This is a genomic window from uncultured Bacteroides sp., from assembly GCF_949298305.1.
Classification (GTDB): Bacteria; Bacteroidota; Bacteroidia; order Bacteroidales; family Bacteroidaceae; genus Bacteroides.
The window spans coordinates 1-19352 of sequence record NZ_CASFWU010000054.1; the positions used below are offsets into that span (position 1 = coordinate 1).

A 19352-nucleotide genomic window follows, 5' to 3' on the forward strand; every position below is an offset into this window, starting at 1 on the left:
GCGCGGACCGTGCAGGCGCCCCCCGGCAGGCCGTCCGCTCCCCCACTCCGCCCCGACACGTCCCGCCCCCGCCGGCAACCCGCGCAGGCACCGCCCCCGACGGGGCCCGCACGCCCGCCGCCTTCTGCCCGCAGGCCTCAAACAGCCTCATTATAGGGCTTTTTCATCGGCAAAAACTGCCATATTATCTATAATTTTATATAAAACTTCCCCGCAATGCTCTATATAGAAAAAAATGTTCCTATTTTTGCAACTTGTAAATAAACACTATCATCACAAGAAATGAGACTAAAGTTTTTATTGATAATTGCCAGTTTCCTGTTTGTAACCATAACCATCAGTTCCTGTCTGGATTCGGACAACTCGTACGAAGCCAATGCCGACGCCACCGTCACGCGGTTCAGCCTCGACACCACCGGACTGGGCAAACGGTATCCGTTCACCATCGACCAGCTCAACAGACTGATATACAATGCCGACTCACTTCCGGTGGGGGCAGACACCATCATAGACAGCATTCTGGTAGACACGTTCTACGTTTCGTTTGGCGCGGGCTACGTCACCTCGGGACTGAACGACACCCTGTTCAACATAGAAAACTACCAAGACCTGCGCAGCGCGGCCAAGGGCGGCATGGAGTTTACGGCCCACGCCCCCGACCTGGTCACCTCGCGCAAGTACATACTGAAAATCAACATTCACCAGCAAGACCCCGACTCGCTGCAATGGACCGACATGACAGACCGCATAGCCGGCTTCGCCACAGGCTCCATCGCCAACCGCCAGAAGTCCGTCACCCTGAACGGCCAGCTGCTGGTTTACGTAACAGCCCCCTCGGGCAGCGTCACGGTCTACAAGACCCCGACACAGTCGCCCTCCAGCTGGGAAGAAGCCGCCACCAACCTGCCGCAGGACATCCAGACGGCCTCGGTCGTGAAAGTGGACGCCGGCTTCGACACCCCCACGGAAGGCGCCAGGTCGCAGCTCTACATGTCGGCCGCAAGCGGCAACGTGTACAGCTCGGCAGACGGAACAGAATGGACCCTCGTGGAAGGCCTGAGCGGACCGGTCAAGAACCTGGTGACCAGCTTTGAAGGCACACTGACGGCCATCGTGAAAGACGGCGACGCGCTCTATCTGGCCAACGCCCAGGAAGGCAACACGGCCTGGCAGCCCGCCGACCGCTGGACGCCCCTGCCCTACGGCTTCCCGACCGAACAGCTGTATTCCACCTCCTTCCGCACATCCAACCAGCTGAACCAGGTGATGGTAGTGGGCCGGACACAGGAAGAGAAAATCATACCCTGGGCCTACGACGGACAGACGTGGGCCGCCATGAACTCGGGCACGACCTACGACGCCTACTGCCAGACGGGCTATGTGGGCTACAACCCCTGCATCATGCACTACGGCGGACAGTTCTACATCTTCGGCGAGCGTCTGGAATCCATCTACGCCTCGCAGGCAGGCCTGGCCTGGACCCGTACGGAAAAGAAGTTCCTGCTGCCCCAGGAGGTGTACCTCGGCGGAAACTACTCCATGACGACGGATGACGACAACTTCATCTGGCTCATCGTCGGAGGACAGCCCAACGAAGTGTGGCGCGGACGCCTCAACAGGCTCGGCTTCAAGAACCAAGAATAATGGCAGTGCGTTCCATGTCATCCGACACCTTATTATAATAAGAAAGAATGCACCACTCACCCATAAAAGCAAGAGAACAGAGATGCAAGATAAAGAGCAAATAGACTTCAACCGGATACCCCGCCACGTGGCCATCATCATGGACGGCAACGGACGATGGGCCAAGCTGCGCGGACATGAACGCAGCTACGGCCATCAGGCCGGCGCCGAAACCGTGCATACCATAGCCGAAGAGGCCGCCAGACTGGGAATCAAGTATCTGACGCTATACACCTTCTCCACCGAAAACTGGAACCGCCCCTCGGACGAAGTGGCGGCGCTGATGGGCCTCCTTCTCGAAAGCATCGAGGAGGAAACGTTCATGAAGAACAACATCAGCTTCCGCATCATAGGCGACATAGCCAAACTGCCCGCCAACGTGCAGGAGCGGCTGTATGCCTGCGTGGAACACACCTCGCGCAACACAGGCATGTGCCTGGTGCTGGCCCTGAGCTATTCGTCGCGCTGGGAGATAACGGAGGCCGTGCGGCAGATAGCCGCGCTGGTGCGTGAAGGCAGCCTGCAGCCCGAACAGATAGACAGCCAGATACTGTCGCAGCACCTGGCCACGCACTTCATGCCCGACCCCGACCTGCTGATACGTACAGGCGGCGAAATCAGGCTGAGCAACTACCTGCTCTGGCAGTGCGCCTACACCGAGCTCTACTTCTGCGACACCTACTGGCCCGATTTCGGCGCCGAAGAGCTCCGCAAGGCCGTCTGCGAATACCAGAAACGCGAACGCCGGTTCGGCAAGACCAGCGAACAGATCAGTTAACAATAGAAACTCATTTAATTATCACATAAATGCATTATCGGATATTCTCCATACTCGTTACGTTCATCTGCCTCTTCTGCTGCGCACCGAATGCAGGCGCACAGGAAGAGGTTACTCTCGGCAATGAAAACGAAAAGCCCGTCATCCTTTATTCGGGTACACCCAAGAAGTATGAAATTGCAGACATCAAGGTAGAAGGAGCCCCCAACTACGAGGATTACGTCATCATCGGACTGTCGGGCCTTTCCAAAGGACAGATTATCACCCTGCCCGGCGAAGAGATTACCCAGGCCTGCAAACGCTACTGGAGGCACGGGCTGTTCTCCGACGTAAGCATCGAGGCGGACAAGATTGAAGGAGACAAAGTCTGGCTGACCATCCACCTGGCCATGCGTCCCCGCGTGACGGACATCCGCTACTCGGGAGTCAAGAAGTCCGAACGCGAAGACCTGGAGGCCCGAGTGGCCCTGCTCAAGGGAAACCAGATTACCCCCAACGCCATCGACCGCGCCAAGACCCTCATCAAACGCTACTACGACGACAAGGGATTCAAGAACGCCGAAGTGAACATCATCCAGCGGGACAACCCCGACAAGGAGAACGAAGTGTTTGTAGACATCGTCATCGACAAGAAGGAGAAAATCAAGGTACACGAAATCACCATCGTCGGCAACCAGGCCCTCACGGCCAAGAAGCTGAAACGGGTAATGAAGAAAACCAACGAAAAAGGCAAGCTCATCAACCTGTTCCGCACCAAGAAGTTCGTGGAGGAAAACTACGAGGCCGACAAGCAACTGATTATAGACAAGTACAACGAGCTGGGCTACCGCGACGCCATGATTGTGAACGACAGCATCAGCCAGTACGACGACAAGACGGTCAACGTCTTCATTGAAATCGACGAAGGACAGAAGTACTACTTGCGGGAAGTCACGTGGGTGGGCAACACACTCTACACCTCCGAATACCTCAACTTCCTGCTGCGCATGAAGAAGGGAGACGTCTACAACCAGAAGCTGCTGGACGAGCGCCTCAACTCGGACGAAGACGCCATCGGTAACCTCTACTACAACAACGGCTACCTGTTCTACAGCCTCGACCCGGTGGAAGTGAACATCGTGGGCGACTCCATCGACCTGGAAATGCGCATCTACGAAGGACGCCAGGCCACCATCAACAAAGTCAGCATCAACGGCAACGACCGCCTCTACGAAAACGTGGTGCGCCGCGAGCTCCGTACACGCCCCGGCGAGCTCTTCAGCCGCGACGACCTGATGCGTTCCATGCGTGAAATACAGCAGATGGGACACTTCGACCCCGAACAGATTACGCCCGACATCCAGCCCCGTCCCGAAGACGGAACAGTGGACATAGGCTACAACCTCGTCTCCAAGGCCAACGACCAGGTGGAATTCTCCGCCGGATGGGGACAGACAGGCATCATCGGAAAGCTGAGCCTGAAGTTCACCAACTTCTCGCTGGCCAACCTGCTGCATCCGGGCGAGAACTACCGCGGCATCCTGCCCCAGGGCGACGGACAGACACTGACCATCAGCGGACAGACCAACGCCAAGTACTACCAGTCGTACAGCGTATCGTTCTACGACCCGTGGTTCGGCGGCAAGCGTCCGAATGCCTTCTCCGTATCGGCCTTCTACTCGCGCCAGACCGACATCAGCAGCCGCTACTACAACGACGCCTACATGAACAGCTACTACAACAGCTATTATAGCGGCATGTACGGCTACGGCATGTACAACTACGGCAACTACGTCAACTACGAGAACTACTACGACCCCGACAAGTCCATCCAGATGTGGGGACTGTCCGTCATGTTCGGTAAGCGTCTGAAGTGGCCCGACGACTTCTTCCAGTTCACCGCAGAGCTGTCCTACCAGCGCTACATCCTGCGCGACTGGCAGTACTTCCCCGTGACCAACGGAAAGTGCAACAACCTGAGCCTGAACCTCACCCTGTCACGCAGCTCCATCGACAACCCCATCTATCCGCGCCAGGGCTCCGAGTTCTCGCTGTCCGCACAGCTCACTCCGCCCTACTCGCTCTTCGACGGAGTGGATTACAGCCAGTACAGCACCAGCAACCAGGAGGACATGAACAAGATGCACCGCTGGATTGAATACCACAAGTGGAAATTCAAATCAAAGACTTACATTCCTCTAATGGACCCCATGACCGTGAAGCGTACACCCGTCATCATGGGCCGTGTGGAATTCGGCTTGCTGGGCCACTACAACAAGTACAAGAAGTCACCGTTCGAGACCTTCGACGTGGGCGGCGACGGCATGACGGGCTACTCCACCTACGCCACGGAGAGCATCGCCCTGCGCGGTTACGAAAACAGCTCACTGACCCCCTACGGATATGAAGGCTATGCCTACGCCCGCCTCGGCCTGGAGCTGCGCTACCCGCTGATGCTCGAGACCAGCACCAGCATCTACGCCCTCACCTTTGTAGAAGCCGGTAACGCCTGGCAGGATGTGAACAAGTTCAACCCCTTCGACCTGAAACGTTCGGCCGGTGTCGGTGTCCGCATCTTCCTCCCCATGATCGGTATGATGGGTATTGACTGGGCCTACGGTTTCGACCAGGTTCTTGGCTCCAAGCAGTACGGCGGAAGCCAGTTCCACTTCATCCTGGGACAGGAATTCTAACAGAGGAAAAGGGCCGCGCAGGAAGCCGCAAGCAGACACCTGCACAGCCCCGACGGGGATGCCCCCGAAAGCCGGCCGGGAACGGCCCCGGCATATAAGAACAATAATAAAGAAAGGATTGACGTTATGAAAAAGAGCATTCTATTGATGTTTATGCTGCTGGCAGCCTGCACGGCAGCCCATGCACAGAAGTTCGCGCTGATAGACATGGAATACATCCTGAACAAGATTCCCGCCTACCAGAGCGCCAACGAAGAGATGGCCAAAGCCTCCAAGCAATGGCAGGCCGAAGTGGAAAAGCTGGGAGAGCAAGCCAAGACCCTCTACCAGAACTACCAGAACGCCAAGAACCTGACCGAAGCACAGAAGGTGCAGAAGGAAGAGGAAATCGTGAACAAGGAGAAGGAAGCCGCCGAACTGCGCCGCCAGTACTTCGGCCCCGAAGGCAAGCTGGCCAAGATGCGCAACGAGCTGATGCAGCCCATCCAGGACAACATCTACAACGCCGTCAAGGAGATTGCCACCCAGCAAGGCTATGCCATCGTGCAGGACCGCGCCTCGGCCACCAGCATCATTTTCGCCTCGCCCAGCATCGACATCAGCAATGAAGTCCTTGCAAAAATGGGATATTCAAATTAATTTCATACATTTGCCAGCCGAAAGCTATACAACGAAAAACAATTCATTCAAAATCAATAAACAATAAACGTTATGCTTAAGAAAATCGCAATTGCCATAGTCATGTTCATCCTCCCGCTGGGAGCTATGGCACAAGCCAAGTTCGGCCACATGAATTCTCAGGAAGTCATCACCGTAATGCCCGAATTCACCAAGGCACAGGCCGACATCGACGCACTGGCCAAGCAGTACCAGAAGGAAATGGAAACAGGCGAGGCCGAATTCAACAAGAAGTACCAGGAATTCCTGCAGCAGGCCGACTCGCTGCCCAAGAACATCGCAGACCGTCGGCAGAAGGAACTTCAGGACATGGCACAACGCCAGCAGCAGTTCCAGCAGGAAGCCGCACAGGCCATGCAGAAGGCACAGACTGACGCCATGACACCCATCTACAAGAAGCTGGACGATGCCGTTCAGGCCGTAGGCAAGGCAGAAGGTGTGGTCTACATCTTCGACATCGCCCGCACTCCCGTGGCTTACATCGGCACAGAGAGCATCGACCTCACACAGAAGGTAAAGACACAGCTGGGCATCAAATAAAGCGGCGGCAGGCGGCAGCCTGCAACCGCGGCAAGGCCGGCACCAACCGCCGGCAGCCGGCACACAGGCACGGTCCATCCGGAATGTGCGGACGAGGCACCCCCTCCACCCCGCCACCCGATGGTCCGTGCCTGTCCTGTTTTCACACCTCCCCTCCACCCCGCTCCCAAAAAACACGCGGCAGGCACACCTACTTACGCCGCTAAATGCTATCTTTGCAGGGAAAGTATATTTTTAATGACATGATACAGAAACCCGCCACCGCACCGGGCCCCATCGGCGTGTTCGATTCGGGCTACGGAGGCCTCACCATCCTCAGCAAGATACGCGAGGCGCTGCCCCAGTACGACTACATCTACCTGGGCGACAACGCCCGCACCCCCTACGGCACCCGCTCGTTCGAGATTGTCTACCAGTTCACCCTCCAGGCGGTCACAAAGCTCTTCGACATGGGCTGCCACCTCGTCATCCTGGCCTGCAACACGGCATCGGCCAAGGCCCTGCGCAGCATCCAGATGCACGACCTCCCGCTCATCGACCCCAACCGACGGGTGCTGGGCGTCATCCGCCCCACCGTGGAGTGCATAGGCAGCATCACCCGCACCCGCCACGTGGGCGTACTGGCCACCACGGGCACCATCAAATCCGAGTCCTATCCGCTGGAGGTGCGCAAGCTCTTCCCCGACATCAGCGTGTGCGGCGAGCCGTGCCCCCTGTGGGTGCCGCTGGTGGAGAACAACGAGGCGCAGGGCGACGGCGCCGACTACTTCGTGCGCAAGTACATCGACGAGCTGCTCACCCGCGACCCGCTGATAGACACCGTCATCCTGGGCTGCACGCACTATCCGCTGCTGCTGCCCAAAATCCGCCAGTACATGCCCGCCCACATCACCACCGTGGCCCAGGGCGAGCTGGTGGCCGACAGCCTGAAGGACTACCTGCGGCGGCATCCCGAGATGGACAGCCGCTGCACCAAGCAGGGCACCTGCCTGTACTTCACCACCGAGGCCGAAGAGAAGTTCTGCGAGTCGGCCTCCACCTTCCTCAACGAAAGCGTGAAAGTGACCAAAGTGGAACTGGCCTGAAACAAGTCCGGACAAGACCCGGCAGAAGACCCGCGCAGCCGCCCGCACAGGAAAAATCAGGGCGGGAAGGAAATTGGAGCACCGAAAGGAAACAGTATTTAGAAATAATTGTTATATTTGTGAAACAATCACTCAAAACCACAACATCATGAAAAAGGAAGATAAGAGCAAACTTGTTGAAGTATTCAGGGGGTCTCTTTGGGAAGCTGAACTTGTAAAGAGTCTGCTGGAAAGCGGCCACATCGAAGCCACCACCAAGGACGGAATGGTAGTCAACGTGGTACTGCCCGCCTCGGCCGTCGATGTCAGAGTTCTCGTCAATGAAGAAGATTTTGAGCCGGCCATGGAGATTGTCCGCGAATATGCCCGGAAAACCAACGGCGAAGGCTGACACAGACCGCCCCGCCGAACAAGCCCACAAATATGAAACTATTTCAACGGATTACTGTAAAAGTAGGCAGTAACGTACTGACACGGCGTGACGGCACGCTGGACGTCACCCGCATGTCCGCCCTGGTGGACCAGATAGCCGAACTGCACAAGCAGGGCACCGAAATCATCCTCGTTTCCTCGGGAGCCGTGGCCTCCGGGCGGAGCGAGGTGCGCCCTGCCCGCAAGCTGGACAGCGTGGACCAGCGCCAGCTCTTCTCCGCCGTGGGACAGGCCAAACTCATCAACCGCTACTACGAGCTCTTCCGCGAACACGGCATCGCCGTGGGACAGGTACTCACCATGAAGGAGAGCTTCGGCACCCGCCGCCACTACCTCAACCAGAAGAACTGCATGACCGTGATGCTGGAGAACGGCGTCATCCCCATCGTCAACGAAAACGATACCATCTCCGTCAGCGAACTCATGTTCACCGACAACGACGAGCTGTCCGGCCTGATAGCCTCCATGATGGACGCGCAGGCGCTGATTATCCTCAGCAACATAGACGGCATCTACGACGGACCGCCCTCCGAGCCCGCCTCGCAGGTCATCCGCGAGATAGGCCAGGGCAAGGACCTGTCCGCCTACATCCAGGCCTCCAAGTCCAGCTTCGGCCGCGGAGGCATGCTCACCAAGACCCACATCGCCCGCAAGGTGGCCGACGAGGGCATCAGCGTCATCATTGCCAACGGCAAGCGCGACAACATCCTGACCGACCTGGTGACGCACCCCGACACGACCCTCTGCACCCGCTTCGTGCCCGCCCCGCAGCCCGTGTCCAGCGTGAAGAAATGGATTGCCCACAGCGAAGGCTTCGCCAAGGGCGAAATCCACATCAACCGCTGCGCCACCGAGGTGCTGTACTCGGACAAGGCCGTCAGCATCCTGCCCGTGGGCATCACCGACATCCGCGGCGAGTTCGAGAAGGATGACATCGTGCGCATCGTCGACTTCGAGGGACGCGCCGTGGGCGTGGGAAAAGCCAACTGCGACTCCGCGCAGGCCCGCGAAAGCATGGGCAAGCACGGCAAGAAGCCCGTGGTCCACTACGACTACCTCTACATTGAATAATGAAGAATGAGGAATGAGGAATGAAGAATTAACAATGGACGATAACGTCCTAAGAATAATTCCAACCCATTCCCCCCGTTTTTAATTATTAATTATTAATTATTAACTTTTAAAGCCTCCCCCATGAACCTGAACGATACTTTCGCCGCCGTGCAGGACGCAGGCCGCGAACTCCTGGCGCTGGACGACGCCGCAATCAACCGGATACTGCTGGCCGTGGCCGACGCCGCCCTGCAAGAGACAGACTACATCCTGGCCGAGAACCGCAAGGACCTGGACCGCATGGACCCCGCCAACCCCAAATACGACCGCCTGAAGCTGACCGCCGAACGCCTGCAAGGCATCGCCGCCGACACGCGCAACGTGGCCGGACTGCCCTCGCCGCTGGGCCGCACGCTGAAGGAGAGCACCCTGCCCAACGGACTGCGCCTGAAGCGCGTCAGCGTGCCCTTCGGCGTCATCGGCATCATCTACGAGGCCCGTCCCAACGTCAGCTTCGACGTGTTCTCGCTCTGCCTGAAGAGCGGCAACGCCTGCATCCTGAAGGGAGGCAGCGACGCCGACTGCTCCAACCGCGCCATCGTGGACGTCATCCACCGCGTGCTCGGGCGCTTCGGCGTCAACCCGCACATCGTGGAGCTGCTGCCCGCCGACCGCGAAGCCACCGCCCAGCTGCTCCACGCCGACCGCTACGTAGACCTGCTGATACCCCGCGGCAGCGGCAGCCTCATCAACTTCGTGCGCCAGAACGCCACCATCCCCGTCATCGAGACGGGCGCCGGCATCTGCCACACCTACTTCGACCGCTACGGCGACCTCGCCAAGGGCGCCCCCATCGTGAACAATGCCAAGACGCGCCGCGTCAGCGTCTGCAACGCGCTGGACTGCCTCATCGTGGACGCCTCCCGCCTGGCCGACCTGCCCCGCCTCTGCGCCCCGCTGCAGGAGAGCCGCGTCGTCATCTGCGCCGACGGCCCCGCCTACGCCGCCCTCGACGGGCACTACCCCGCCCCGCTGCTGCAACCGGCCACGGACGAGGACTTCGGCACCGAGTTCCTGGACTACAAGATGGCCGTCAAGACCGTCGGCTCCATCGACGAGGCCCTGGCCCACATCCGCCGCTACGGCTCGCGCCACAGCGAGTGCATCGTGACCGAAAACAAGGAGCACGCCGCCCGCTTCTGCCGCGACGTGGACGCCGCCTGCGTCTACGTCAACGCCCCCACCTCGTTCACCGACGGCGCGCAGTTCGGCCTGGGCGCCGAGATAGGCATCAGCACCCAGAAGCTGCACGCCCGCGGCCCCATGGCCCTGGAGGAAATCACCACCTACAAGTGGATTGTCGAGGGCGAGGGACAGATACGGAAGTAAGGAATCAGAACACGGGAATCGTATAGACCAGGCCCAGCGAGACGCGCTGCGTGGAGTAGCCCTCGGCGCCCAGCGAGCGGGCACGGGCGGTGAGGCCGTAGTTCTTGTAGACCAGGTGCAGGAAGATGCGCAGCTCGCTGTTCTTCATCGGAAAATATTCCCCGCAAAGCTGCACGTTCCACGTGCGGCGGTAAAGGCCCTTCTCGTAAGGGCCGTTTTCTTTATACACGCTGCCCGTCTCGTAGGCGCCCTTGGCATAGACGTTCCAGTGGGGATGGATGCGGTAGTCGAAGTTCAGGATGGTGGTGAAGTAGGACACGTGCTGCGCCGTCACGCCGCCGTCGGGCAGCGAGGCCGAAAGCTCGCTCACCAGCCCCTTGCAGTCTATCCCCTCGCGCGAGTACATGAAGTCCACGTAGGCCACCACGGGGCCCTTCTCCCACACGTTGCCCGCCGTCAGGTACAGGATGTCGCGCTTGCGCGCCAGCTCGCCCCAGGAGACGGAGTAGCGCAGGTTCAGCCCGCGGTCCAGGAAGTACCCGTCCCAGTTGACGGTGGACAGCACGGGCACGCGCACCTTGCCCACGCCCTCGGGCGGGCCGTAGAGGAAGGCGCCGTCGTCCTTGGCGGCCGAGTTGTTCACCACCTGCAGGTTCAGCGTCTGCGTGGGCGAGAAGTTGACGGCCCCGTTCACACCGGCCTGGTAGCAGTCTATGTAGTTGTTGAAGTCGCTGAACTCGCGCACGCGGATGGCGTTCACCCAGTACTCGTAGCCGCTGAGCTGGATGGCCTGCTTGCCCGCGGTGAGGGTGAAGTGCGGGTTCATGCGCCAGGCCACCGAGGCCACCTCGACCGACGAGGAGAGGTTGTCCAGCGCATGGGGGTTGCTGTACTTGTTGAACGACTGGCGGAAGTGGTAGGAGAAGTTCTTGCCGAAGTCGCCCAACAGTTCCAGGCGCACGCCGTTTATCTTGAAGGCGGCCTCGTCCAGCGAGCCGTCCTTGAACTTGGCGGCCGCCGAGGTATAGAACTGCAGGTTCATGCTGCTGGAGCTGATGGACTTTCCGCCCTTGGTGAAGCGTTCCAGCAACGTGCGCCCCTCTTCGGGCTCTATCAGCGGTTCCTGCGCCCGCACACCCGTCCAGGCCGCCAGCAGGCAGGCTCCGAACAGGATTTTCGTCAGATGGTTACAACGTCTGTTCATATCGGTAGGTGGATTGGTAAATCAAAATAAAGGCTGCCGCAAAGAGGGGGAGGCCGCCCCGTCGCCGCTCCTTCCACAAATGTAAGGATTTCATTCCGAAGTAGGAACAGGCGGGAGCGTTATTTCCGGCAGACATGTTCTGAAACACCCGCCGGGCAGCGGCCGCGCCGCCCCCCTCTGCCGGGGCACGGCCGCAGCAACATAACGCCGGAGCGGCTCTTTTGTTTCGCGCCGGCGGAAAAAAAGGCGGGAAAGCCGGCATCCGGCCGCCCCTTGCCGACCATGCAAGCACGGTGCGCGGACCATGCAAGCACGGTGCACGGACCATGCAGGCACGGTGCGCGGACCATGCAGGCACGGTGCTCCCCCCTCCATCGCACACTTCCACGACCCCCTTCAGCAAGGTGCCAAAAAAGGCGGGTACACCGCGACGAGGCGGCCGACGTGTGCCGCTGTGTCGGGGTGTACCCGCCCGTGGGGTTATTGGCGGGGATGCAGGCAGGGCCCGCGTTCCCGTCCGGTTACTTCTTGGCAGCTTCCTGCGCCCATTCCTTGGCGCCCTGCTCCTTCAGCTTGGCGGTGAAGGCCTTGGCCTTTTCCATCGCCTCAGCCTCGTCTTCGGGGCTGGCGTAGGCGTGCTTGTAGCCCTTCACTACGTTCCACTCGCCGCGGGTGAAGTCGGGGAACTCAACGGCAGCGCAGCCGTTGTCCATCGAGAGCTCGCCCAGTTCGGCCAGACAGCACCACTCGGCCAGGTCGTAAACGTCCATATCGAGGGGCAGACCGTTCTGGAGGCAGTAGACCAGACGGCTGTCCATGATGAAGTCCATACCGCCGTGGCCGCCCACTTCCTTGGCCATCTCGCCGTACTTCTTCAGGATGGGGTGCTGGTATTTCTCAACCAATGCCTGCATCTCGGCAGCGGGCAGGAAGCCGTGCGAGCTCAGGTTGTCCACCTTGGGCTGTACGCCCGACGCGCTCATCTGTGCGGCATCCAGCGCATAGCCTTCTACGGGATACTTGTTGGCGAAGCCCTTGGTACCGGTCAGCTGGTAGAGGCGGTTGTAGGGCTGGGGAGTCATGACGTTGTGCTGTATTTCGATGACCTTGCCGTTGGCGGTGCGAATGAGGGTGGTGGTGTGGTCGCCGTTGCGGAAGTTGTTGCAGGTGGAGTCTGTGCGGGCCTCAACCAGCGCCTTGCCCACAACGGACTTGGTATCCATGGCCACCAGCGTAGTCATGCGGTCGCCGCGGTGAATGTCGAGCGCCTGTGCCACGGGGCCAAGGCCGTGAGTGGCATAAACGTCGCCGCGATGGCGCATGTTGTACTCCAGACGCCAGCCCAGCTTGTCGTTCTCGCCGGTCTTCCAGTACCAGTCCCAGAAGTCGCTCAGGTTGTGGATGTAGGCTCCCTGTGCACGGATTACTTCGCCGAACACGCCGTTCTGGGCCATGTTCAGGGTGTTCATCTCGAACCAGTCGTAGCAGCAGTTCTCCAGAATCATGCAGTGCTTGCGGGTCTTCTCGCTCAGGTCGATAAGCTCCCAGCACTCCTTCAGGTTCATGGCCGAGGGCACCTCGATGGCTACGTTCTTGCCGTTCTCCAGCGCACACTTGGCAATGGGGAAGTGGTGGAGCCAGTCGGCGGCGATGTAAACCAGGTCGATGTCGTCACGCTTGCAGAGTTCTTCGTAGCCCTTCTCGCCGGAGTAGGTGGCAGCCTTGGGCATGGAAGCGGCCTTCAGGAACTGCTGGCAGGCCTCGGCACGCTCGGGGATGTAGTCGCAGAGGGCCACAATCTGCACACCGGGAATATATGTGAAGCGCTGCACGGCTCCGGGGCCGCGCATGCCCAGTCCTACGAATCCTACACGTACAACCTCCATCTTCGGAGTAGTCAGTCCCAGCACGCTCTTCTGTCCTTCGGGACGGGCGGGTGACTGTACCACGATGGTACCGTTTTTCCATTCCCACTGCGTGCCTTTGTCGTTGGTCTGCACCTGAGAGGCAGGCTGCGTTGAGCATGCGCCCAAAGCCAGACACACGGCAAACAATAAAGTTCCAATTTTTCTCATGATTTTTTTCGTTTTAGATTAGAAAATATAAATAGTTCACAAATATAGTAAAGTATGGTTTACGAACCAACAGTTTCCCCAAATCCTTTTCCCACAGGGGCAAAGAAAAGCCGTTTCATTCAGAAATGGAGACATTCGTCACCCGCTCCAGCAGGAAGCGGCTGCGGTTGGGGTGGAAGGGCGGGTATTCGGTGTTGGTGCGGATGGTATTGTTTCGGAACACCAGCCCGTCCACCGACTTGGCGTAGAGGATGGGGGCGTCGAAGGTGTCGAACTCGTTCTGCTCGATGACGATGCCGCCCCCGGGGCCGCCGTGGAAGTAGGCCTGCTGCTTGTCCAGCTCGGGTATCTCGGGGTAGATGGAGATGACGGCATTGGTGAACTGGTAGAGGCTGGTGAGGGCGTTGATGAAGCGGTTGCCGCGGATGACGACGTTGCGGCAGGCGCCCGTCTCGTACCAGCCGTTGCAGTCGCCGCAGAGCAGGATGGCCGTGCCCGAGGTGTGGTCGAAGGTGTTGCCCTCAACCAGCGTGGGGCGCGGGGTGCTGAAGAGGGCTCCGCGCGCGCGGTTGTTGCGGATGAGGTTGCCCGTGAACTCCACTTCGGGCGCCCACGTCAGGTTCTCGATGCCGAAGCCGGCCTCGGGGGTGATGCCGGCCTCCAGCGGACGGCGGAAGGTGATGGCAAACTCGCGCGCGCCCTTCACGGCGGACTTGTCATAGGGACGGATGGAGTCTATCACGTTGGCCGCGCCCACGGTCTCCATGGTGCGCGAGCGGACAAACTGCACCTCGTCGCCCGCGCGGCCCCACTCGAAGCCCCAGGCCTGGTCGTGCATGTAGCGTGCCACGAGGGTACGGTCGTCCGGGCGGGCAATGACCTTCAGGTAGGTGCCGTGCACGTTGATGGCGTCGTCCATCATGCCCTCGTAGAGGCCGTTGCGCGACACGATGCGTCCCTTGCAGCCCGAGAAGTGGGTGGCGTCGGCCTGCGTGGTGAAGTAGCGCGGGTCGTCGTCGCCCTTCAGGCAGACGCTGAAGCGCTCCAGCGTGATGTTCTCGCAGAGCTGTGCCAGCAGGCCCATGCCTTCGGCGTAGTGTACCTGTATGTTCTCCAGGCGGGTGTCGGTGTTGTGGGAGAGGAAGAGCCCCGGGGCGGGACGTCCCCAGCCGCGCATCACGAAGATGGTGCCCGGTGTGAGTTTCTCGTCCTTCCACTCGGGTGCCAGCACCATGCCTTTCTTGATGGCGCGCGCTCCCTTGGTGTTGCAGCCGCGGTCTCCGGCGTTGTGGACGATGCGGCGGGTCTCCTTCTCGAAGGGGATGCCCCAGCTGTGGCGCACGGTCCAGCCGCCGCCGTAGGCCTCGAAGACACTGTCCTTGCCGATGCGCCACTTCACCCACGGAGCGGGCCGGAAGATGATGCCCCGCTGGGGGTCGCTGGAGATGATTTCCACCTGCGCGATGTGGGGATTGGCGAAGTCGATGCTGAAGTTCTTCAGCGTGCAGCCCTCGGAACGGAGCAGCGAGACGGGCAGCATGCGCCCGTGGAAGACGAACGACGCGCCGCCGCCGTCCACCGTGAGGCGCCGGAAGCCTTCGAGCGGAAGGCCCACGTGCTTGGGATTGTCCTGGTCGTGGTTGGAAATGTAATACTCGCGCTCGGCCGAGCCTTTCTCATAGAAGTTGTACGTGCCCTCGTGGAAGCGGATGACAATGCTGTCGCCTTCGCGGCATTCTTCCTTCACCTTGTCCAGCAACTTCTGGAGCAGGGGCGAGGCGTTCTTCGGGCTGCCGGCCTTCAGGCCGTAGTAGGCCACGTCGTACACTCTGGTCTCCTGCGCCCGGACCGACAGGCCGGCACAGAGAAAACACCATACAAGCAAGAGGGAGATTTTTCCCGGGGAATGTGCATTCATCTGATTCTATCCGTTGACTAAGGTTACAATAAGCAAAGGTTCCTTTTGAGAGGGGGGGCAACGCCGCCCGCCGTCCGATTCGGGCGCAAAGATAGTAAAAGGCAAGTGCAGAGGCAAACGAAAACGGAGTTTTCTGGCCGGGCCATGCCGGGCCGTATCCCATTTCTTATCCAAAGAGAGTAATTTTTGCCTATCTCTTTGACGGCAAGGAGGTACTTTTCGCATTTTATCCCTATCTTTGCTATCCATTAAAATACATCAACTAAAGAAGCAGATTATGAAGAACTTTACTTGCGTACAGGACATCGGCAACCTGAAGACCGCACTTGCCGAAGCATTCGAGATCAAGAAAGACCGTTTCAAATACGTCGGGCTGGGCCGCAACAAGACGCTGATGATGATATTCTTCAACTCCAGCCTGCGCACCCGCCTCAGCACCCAGAAGGCCGCGCTGAACCTGGGCATGAACGTCATCGTGCTGGACATCAACCAGGGAGCCTGGAAGCTGGAGACCGAGCGCGGCGTCATCATGGACGGCGACAAGCCCGAACACCTGCTGGAGGCCATCCCCGTGATGGGCTGCTACTGCGACATCATCGGCGTGCGTTCCTTCGCCCGCTTCGAGAACCGCGACTACGACTACAACGAAGTCATCCTGAACCAGTTCATCCAGTACTCCGGCCGCCCCGTGTTCTCCATGGAGGCCGCCACACGCCACCCGCTGCAGAGCTTTGCCGACCTCATCACCATTGAGGAATACAAGAAGACCGCCCGTCCCAAGGTGGTCATGAGCTGGGCTCCGCATCCGCGCCCGCTGCCGCAGGCCGTGCCCAACTCGTTTGCCGAGTGGATGAACGCCACGGACTATGAGTTCGTCATCACCCATCCCGAAGGCTACGAGCTCGACCCGAAGTTCGTGGGCAACGCCCGCGTGGAGTACGACCAGATGAAGGCCTTCGAGGGCGCCGACTTCGTCTACGCCAAGAACTGGGCCGCCTACACGGGCGACAACTACGGACAGATACTGAGCAAGGACCGTGCCTGGACGGTGAGCGACCGGCAGATGGCCGTCACCAACAACGCCTACTTCATGCACTGCCTGCCCGTGCGCCGCAACATGATTGTGACCGACGACGTCATCGAAAGCCCGCAGAGCATCGTCATCCCCGAAGCCGCCAACCGCGAGATTTCGGCCACGGTGGTGCTGAAGCGCCTGCTGGAAAGCCTCTGACCCGGCGGCCCGAGCGGCCGCACACGGAAGCGGCCGCACGGAGCGGCCTAAAACCGGGCTGCGGGCAAGTCCTGTTCCCTGCCTCGGATAACCAGACTCCCCGCCTTGGGCAGCCCAAGGCGGGGAGGGAGCCGGGCATACGCCCGGACAATCATTTGAAAAAGATACAGCCGGAGAGAGGAAGCCGCCTACTTCGCCACTTCCTGCCCGGCGGCCACCCAGCCGTTGAAGCCCGTGCCCAGTTCGTAGACCTTGAAGCCCTTTCCGCTGAGGATGGAGGCCGCCTTCTTGCTGCGCTTGCCGCTGCGGCAGTAGAGGGCCACGGGACGGCCGGCCTGCAGCACGGAGTCGGCCACGGAGGCAAACGCCTCGTCCAGCACGTTGATGTTCACACTGCCGGGGATGTGTCCCTCGGAATACTCGCCCACGGTGCGCACGTCGAGGCGCTGCACTTCGGGGTCTTTTATCACGTCGGCAAAGTCCGTAACCGACAGGGTCTCGAAGCCTCCCCCCTTCTGCTGGCAGCCGAAGAGCGAGGAGAGCAACATACAAAAGGAAGCCAAAAAAGTTTTCATATCCAGGTTTTACAATGTACAACAATCATTCGGCACCGGCTTCGGGCACGTACTCGAAGGCGTAGGTCTTCATGCCCTCCTTCTGGGTCTGGAGGCTGAAGAAGAGCTTCACCCGGTTCACTCCCGGAGCGGCATAGTGCCACAAGGGGACGGAGACGTAGGCGCGCTTGGTGTAGTCCTGCACATCGCTGCTCACGTCGTGATAGAACGTAAGGCGGACAGTCCGCCCTCCTTCGCCGTCGTCGGTCACCTCGTCTTCCACAAAGCCCAGGGCGTGCTTGCCCTGCTGCTTCACGGCCAGCACCAGGTTCAGGTAGTCATGTCCCATCCAGATGCTGGTCACGTCGGCCGGTTCGGTCTTCACCCCGCCTTCAAACCCGTCGGCAGGTTTGGGCAGGGGGGCAATGGCCTGCGTCAGGGCATAGAGCACCGCTCCCTGCCCTCCGTCGGAGGTCTGCTCCACGGCGTAGTTGCTGACGATGCGCACCAGCGAGTCGGGCGTGATGTGCAGGCCCGAAGCGTCGGTCAGCACGGCGTAAGTCTCTCCCGCGTCGGTCGTCACCGAACGGAGGGAACCGTCGGCTCCCGAACGGGCGGTGAGGAACTCCATCTTCACCGAAGGGTAATGATACTCGTCGGCGCCGCAGGCCGCCAGCAGGCAGAGGGCACACACCAGGAAGGCATATCGGCAGAATCGGCTCATGACTTGGCTTTCAGGTAATTGGTCAGGGGGTTGGCATACATCAGGAGCAGCTTTGAGCGCAGGAAGTCCTCGTCCTTGCCGGACAGGCTGATGCGTTCCAACTGCTGTTCCACGTAGCTCTCAAAGCGCTTCTTGTCCGCGGCGGTGTAGTGGGCGACCATGTCGGCATTGCCCGCCAGCAGGTCGTGTGCCACGTAGTTGTTGGGATAGAGGCGGTAGTTGGCATGGATGCCGCGGTCTATCAGCGCAGAGATGCGGGCAAAGAGTTCGGGCTTGGGCAGGGAGCGGTCCATCCCGGCCAGGGCGGCGTTGATGCAGGGCGCCACCTGGAAGTGTACATGCCCCTTGTAGCCGTAGAGGCCCGTCTGCATGTTCAGCAGGTCGTCGGCCTGTGTCTTCTTGTATTCGGGGTTGTCGCGCTTCAGCTGGAACTCCTGCGCCTTCAGGAAGTCGCAGGGGTCAAACTCGTAGGAAATGGCCAGGGGGACGATGTTCAGCTCCGACAGGCGGTCTACGATGTCGCCCTCTCCGCCCATGGCCATCATCTTGAGCACGCTGTCCTGCGTGCGGTCGTCAGAGTCCTTGGCGCGGCCCTCGCGCTGCGCAATCCAGATGGACTGCTTCTTGTCGCGGATGGTGTGGTGCATGTAGCGCGACATGCGTGCCGACGATTCCAGCTTCTGCCGCATGGTGAGGGCACGCTGCACGATGAACGACTTGTTGACCCTCACCAGCTTCTTGATCCAGGGATAGATGAGCAGGTTGTCGCCGATGGCAATCTCCACCGTGTCCATGCCTTGCTCCACCAACATGACGGACAGGAAGCCCGAGTCGAGAATGATGTCGCGGTGGTTGGACACGTACGTGTAGGCCCCGGACTTGTCCGTCAGGGCGGTGTGGTCCAGTGTCACCCCGTCCGAAGCCTCCTTGATGAGTTTCCTCAGCAGGCCGTAGCAGAAAGTCTTCTGGAAGTCCAGCTTGGTCTTGCAGGCACGCATCTGCGCGGCAAGGGCCTCGTAAGGCACACCGGGCATCACGGCACAAACCACCTGCCGGAAAGCAGGGTCGGCAATCAGTTCCTCGAATATCTGAGGAAGCTCTTCGTCGTTGTAGGGACGAATCTCGTCAAAATCCTCGTTCATAAGCGTGAGTTTATTTAAGTTCTTGAGTTCTTAAGTTTTTGAGTTCTTGAGTTCTTGAGTTCTTGTGGTTTTGAGGTTTTGAGGTTTTAAGTTCTTAACCTGAGTTTTGGATAAGAAATATGCTTGAAAATTAGTTAGAATGCTCTATTATATGTATCTTTATAGTGTGAAAATCAAAACGATAGCATATAATT

The 19352-nt window shown here is 59.5% G+C and carries 16 protein-coding genes; 10 read left to right on the top strand and 6 right to left on the bottom strand.

Annotated elements, in window-relative coordinates; all coding sequences use genetic code 11:
- Window positions 1–282: 282 nt before the first annotated feature.
- From Q1Y74_RS08600 to Q1Y74_RS08640, 9 genes are all read left to right on the top strand, one after another.
- The gene (locus Q1Y74_RS08600) at window positions 283–1644 is read left to right on the top strand and encodes a DUF6242 domain-containing protein (RefSeq protein WP_300813844.1); all 1362 of its coding nucleotides are present in this window, start codon (window positions 283–285) and stop codon (window positions 1642–1644) included.
- Window positions 1550–2461 carry an isoprenyl transferase gene (locus tag Q1Y74_RS08605; protein WP_300813845.1) on the top strand — a complete coding sequence of 304 codons (912 nt, stop codon included), beginning with the start codon at window positions 1550–1552 and terminating at the stop codon, window positions 2459–2461. Before Q1Y74_RS08600 ends, Q1Y74_RS08605 begins: the two co-directional genes overlap by 95 nt.
- 29 nt (window positions 2462–2490) lie before the next feature.
- Window positions 2491–5133: an outer membrane protein assembly factor BamA gene (bamA, locus tag Q1Y74_RS08610; protein ID WP_300813846.1), complete on the top strand. Its 2643-nt coding sequence runs from the start codon at window positions 2491–2493 to the stop codon at window positions 5131–5133.
- 126 nt (window positions 5134–5259) lie between these two features.
- Entirely contained in the window at window positions 5260–5772 is a 513-nt protein-coding gene (locus Q1Y74_RS08615; RefSeq protein WP_300813847.1) for an OmpH family outer membrane protein, read from the top strand.
- A gap of 72 nt (window positions 5773–5844) precedes the next feature.
- Window positions 5845–6351, top strand: coding sequence for an OmpH family outer membrane protein (locus Q1Y74_RS08620; RefSeq protein WP_300813848.1), 507 nt, complete (start codon window positions 5845–5847; stop codon window positions 6349–6351).
- Between the two features lie 242 nt (window positions 6352–6593).
- Window positions 6594–7436: a glutamate racemase gene (gene murI, locus Q1Y74_RS08625; protein WP_300813849.1), complete on the top strand. Its 843-nt coding sequence runs from the start codon at window positions 6594–6596 to the stop codon at window positions 7434–7436.
- Between the two features lie 148 nt (window positions 7437–7584).
- A complete protein-coding gene (locus Q1Y74_RS08630) occupies window positions 7585–7827 on the top strand; it encodes a DUF2007-related protein (protein WP_300813850.1) in 243 nt (80 codons plus the stop codon).
- Between the two features lie 32 nt (window positions 7828–7859).
- Window positions 7860–8939 carry a glutamate 5-kinase gene (gene proB, locus Q1Y74_RS08635; RefSeq protein ID WP_300813851.1) on the top strand — a complete coding sequence of 360 codons (1080 nt, stop codon included), beginning with the start codon at window positions 7860–7862 and terminating at the stop codon, window positions 8937–8939.
- 123 nt (window positions 8940–9062) lie between these two features.
- Entirely contained in the window at window positions 9063–10310 is a 1248-nt protein-coding gene (locus Q1Y74_RS08640) for a glutamate-5-semialdehyde dehydrogenase (RefSeq protein WP_300813852.1), read from the top strand.
- A gap of 4 nt (window positions 10311–10314) precedes the next feature.
- Here Q1Y74_RS08640 and Q1Y74_RS08645 read toward each other — a convergent pair whose 3' ends face one another.
- The 3 genes from Q1Y74_RS08645 to Q1Y74_RS08655 form a co-directional block, all read right to left on the bottom strand.
- Window positions 10315–11493 (bottom strand): porin, encoded by a 1179-nt coding sequence (locus Q1Y74_RS08645; RefSeq protein ID WP_366914092.1) that lies wholly within the window; start codon window positions 11491–11493, stop codon window positions 10315–10317.
- A gap of 542 nt (window positions 11494–12035) precedes the next feature.
- Window positions 12036–13589: a Gfo/Idh/MocA family oxidoreductase gene (locus Q1Y74_RS08650; protein WP_300813854.1), complete on the bottom strand. Its 1554-nt coding sequence runs from the start codon at window positions 13587–13589 to the stop codon at window positions 12036–12038.
- A gap of 115 nt (window positions 13590–13704) precedes the next feature.
- On the bottom strand, window positions 13705–15507 hold the full coding sequence (locus Q1Y74_RS08655; protein ID WP_300813855.1) for a right-handed parallel beta-helix repeat-containing protein: 1803 nt from the start codon (window positions 15505–15507) through the stop codon (window positions 13705–13707).
- Window positions 15508–15784: 277 nt separating this feature from the next.
- Here Q1Y74_RS08655 and Q1Y74_RS08660 point away from each other — a divergent pair, with 277 nt between their 5' ends.
- Window positions 15785–16738 (top strand): acetylornithine carbamoyltransferase, encoded by a 954-nt coding sequence (locus tag Q1Y74_RS08660; RefSeq protein ID WP_300813856.1) that lies wholly within the window; start codon window positions 15785–15787, stop codon window positions 16736–16738.
- Between the two features lie 188 nt (window positions 16739–16926).
- Here Q1Y74_RS08660 and Q1Y74_RS08665 read toward each other — a convergent pair whose 3' ends face one another.
- Genes Q1Y74_RS08665 through Q1Y74_RS08675 form a run of 3 tightly spaced genes read right to left on the bottom strand, consistent with a single transcriptional unit; the run spans window position 16927 to window position 19158 of the window.
- Window positions 16927–17313 carry a rhodanese-like domain-containing protein gene (locus Q1Y74_RS08665; RefSeq protein WP_300813857.1) on the bottom strand — a complete coding sequence of 129 codons (387 nt, stop codon included), beginning with the start codon at window positions 17311–17313 and terminating at the stop codon, window positions 16927–16929.
- Window positions 17314–17338: 25 nt separating this feature from the next.
- The gene (locus Q1Y74_RS08670; protein WP_300813858.1) at window positions 17339–18016 is read right to left on the bottom strand and encodes a NigD-like C-terminal domain-containing protein; all 678 of its coding nucleotides are present in this window, start codon (window positions 18014–18016) and stop codon (window positions 17339–17341) included.
- Window positions 18013–19158, bottom strand: coding sequence for a 1-acyl-sn-glycerol-3-phosphate acyltransferase (locus Q1Y74_RS08675; RefSeq protein ID WP_300813859.1), 1146 nt, complete (start codon window positions 19156–19158; stop codon window positions 18013–18015). Before Q1Y74_RS08675 ends, Q1Y74_RS08670 begins: the two co-directional genes overlap by 4 nt.
- Between the last annotated feature and the right edge of the window lie 194 nt (window positions 19159–19352).

What these genes read in the sequence shown, in the direction of transcription:
- Q1Y74_RS08600 (WP_300813844.1), top strand. Translation starts at nt 283, where the DNA reads ATGAGACTAAAGTTTTTATTGATAATTGCCAGTTTCCTGTTTGTAACC.
- Q1Y74_RS08605 (WP_300813845.1), top strand. Translation starts at nt 1,550, where the DNA reads ATGACGACAACTTCATCTGGCTCATCGTCGGAGGACAGCCCAACGAAG.
- bamA (WP_300813846.1), top strand. Translation starts at nt 2,491, where the DNA reads ATGCATTATCGGATATTCTCCATACTCGTTACGTTCATCTGCCTCTTC.
- Q1Y74_RS08615 (WP_300813847.1), top strand. Translation starts at nt 5,260, where the DNA reads ATGAAAAAGAGCATTCTATTGATGTTTATGCTGCTGGCAGCCTGCACG.
- Q1Y74_RS08620 (WP_300813848.1), top strand. Translation starts at nt 5,845, where the DNA reads ATGCTTAAGAAAATCGCAATTGCCATAGTCATGTTCATCCTCCCGCTG.
- murI (WP_300813849.1), top strand. Translation starts at nt 6,594, where the DNA reads ATGATACAGAAACCCGCCACCGCACCGGGCCCCATCGGCGTGTTCGAT.
- Q1Y74_RS08630 (WP_300813850.1), top strand. Translation starts at nt 7,585, where the DNA reads ATGAAAAAGGAAGATAAGAGCAAACTTGTTGAAGTATTCAGGGGGTCT.
- proB (WP_300813851.1), top strand. Translation starts at nt 7,860, where the DNA reads ATGAAACTATTTCAACGGATTACTGTAAAAGTAGGCAGTAACGTACTG.
- Q1Y74_RS08640 (WP_300813852.1), top strand. Translation starts at nt 9,063, where the DNA reads ATGAACCTGAACGATACTTTCGCCGCCGTGCAGGACGCAGGCCGCGAA.
- Q1Y74_RS08650 (WP_300813854.1), bottom strand. Translation starts at nt 13,589, where the DNA reads ATGAGAAAAATTGGAACTTTATTGTTTGCCGTGTGTCTGGCTTTGGGC.
- Q1Y74_RS08655 (WP_300813855.1), bottom strand. Translation starts at nt 15,507, where the DNA reads ATGAATGCACATTCCCCGGGAAAAATCTCCCTCTTGCTTGTATGGTGT.
- Q1Y74_RS08660 (WP_300813856.1), top strand. Translation starts at nt 15,785, where the DNA reads ATGAAGAACTTTACTTGCGTACAGGACATCGGCAACCTGAAGACCGCA.
- Q1Y74_RS08665 (WP_300813857.1), bottom strand. Translation starts at nt 17,313, where the DNA reads ATGAAAACTTTTTTGGCTTCCTTTTGTATGTTGCTCTCCTCGCTCTTC.
- Q1Y74_RS08670 (WP_300813858.1), bottom strand. Translation starts at nt 18,016, where the DNA reads ATGAGCCGATTCTGCCGATATGCCTTCCTGGTGTGTGCCCTCTGCCTG.
- Q1Y74_RS08675 (WP_300813859.1), bottom strand. Translation starts at nt 19,158, where the DNA reads ATGAACGAGGATTTTGACGAGATTCGTCCCTACAACGACGAAGAGCTT.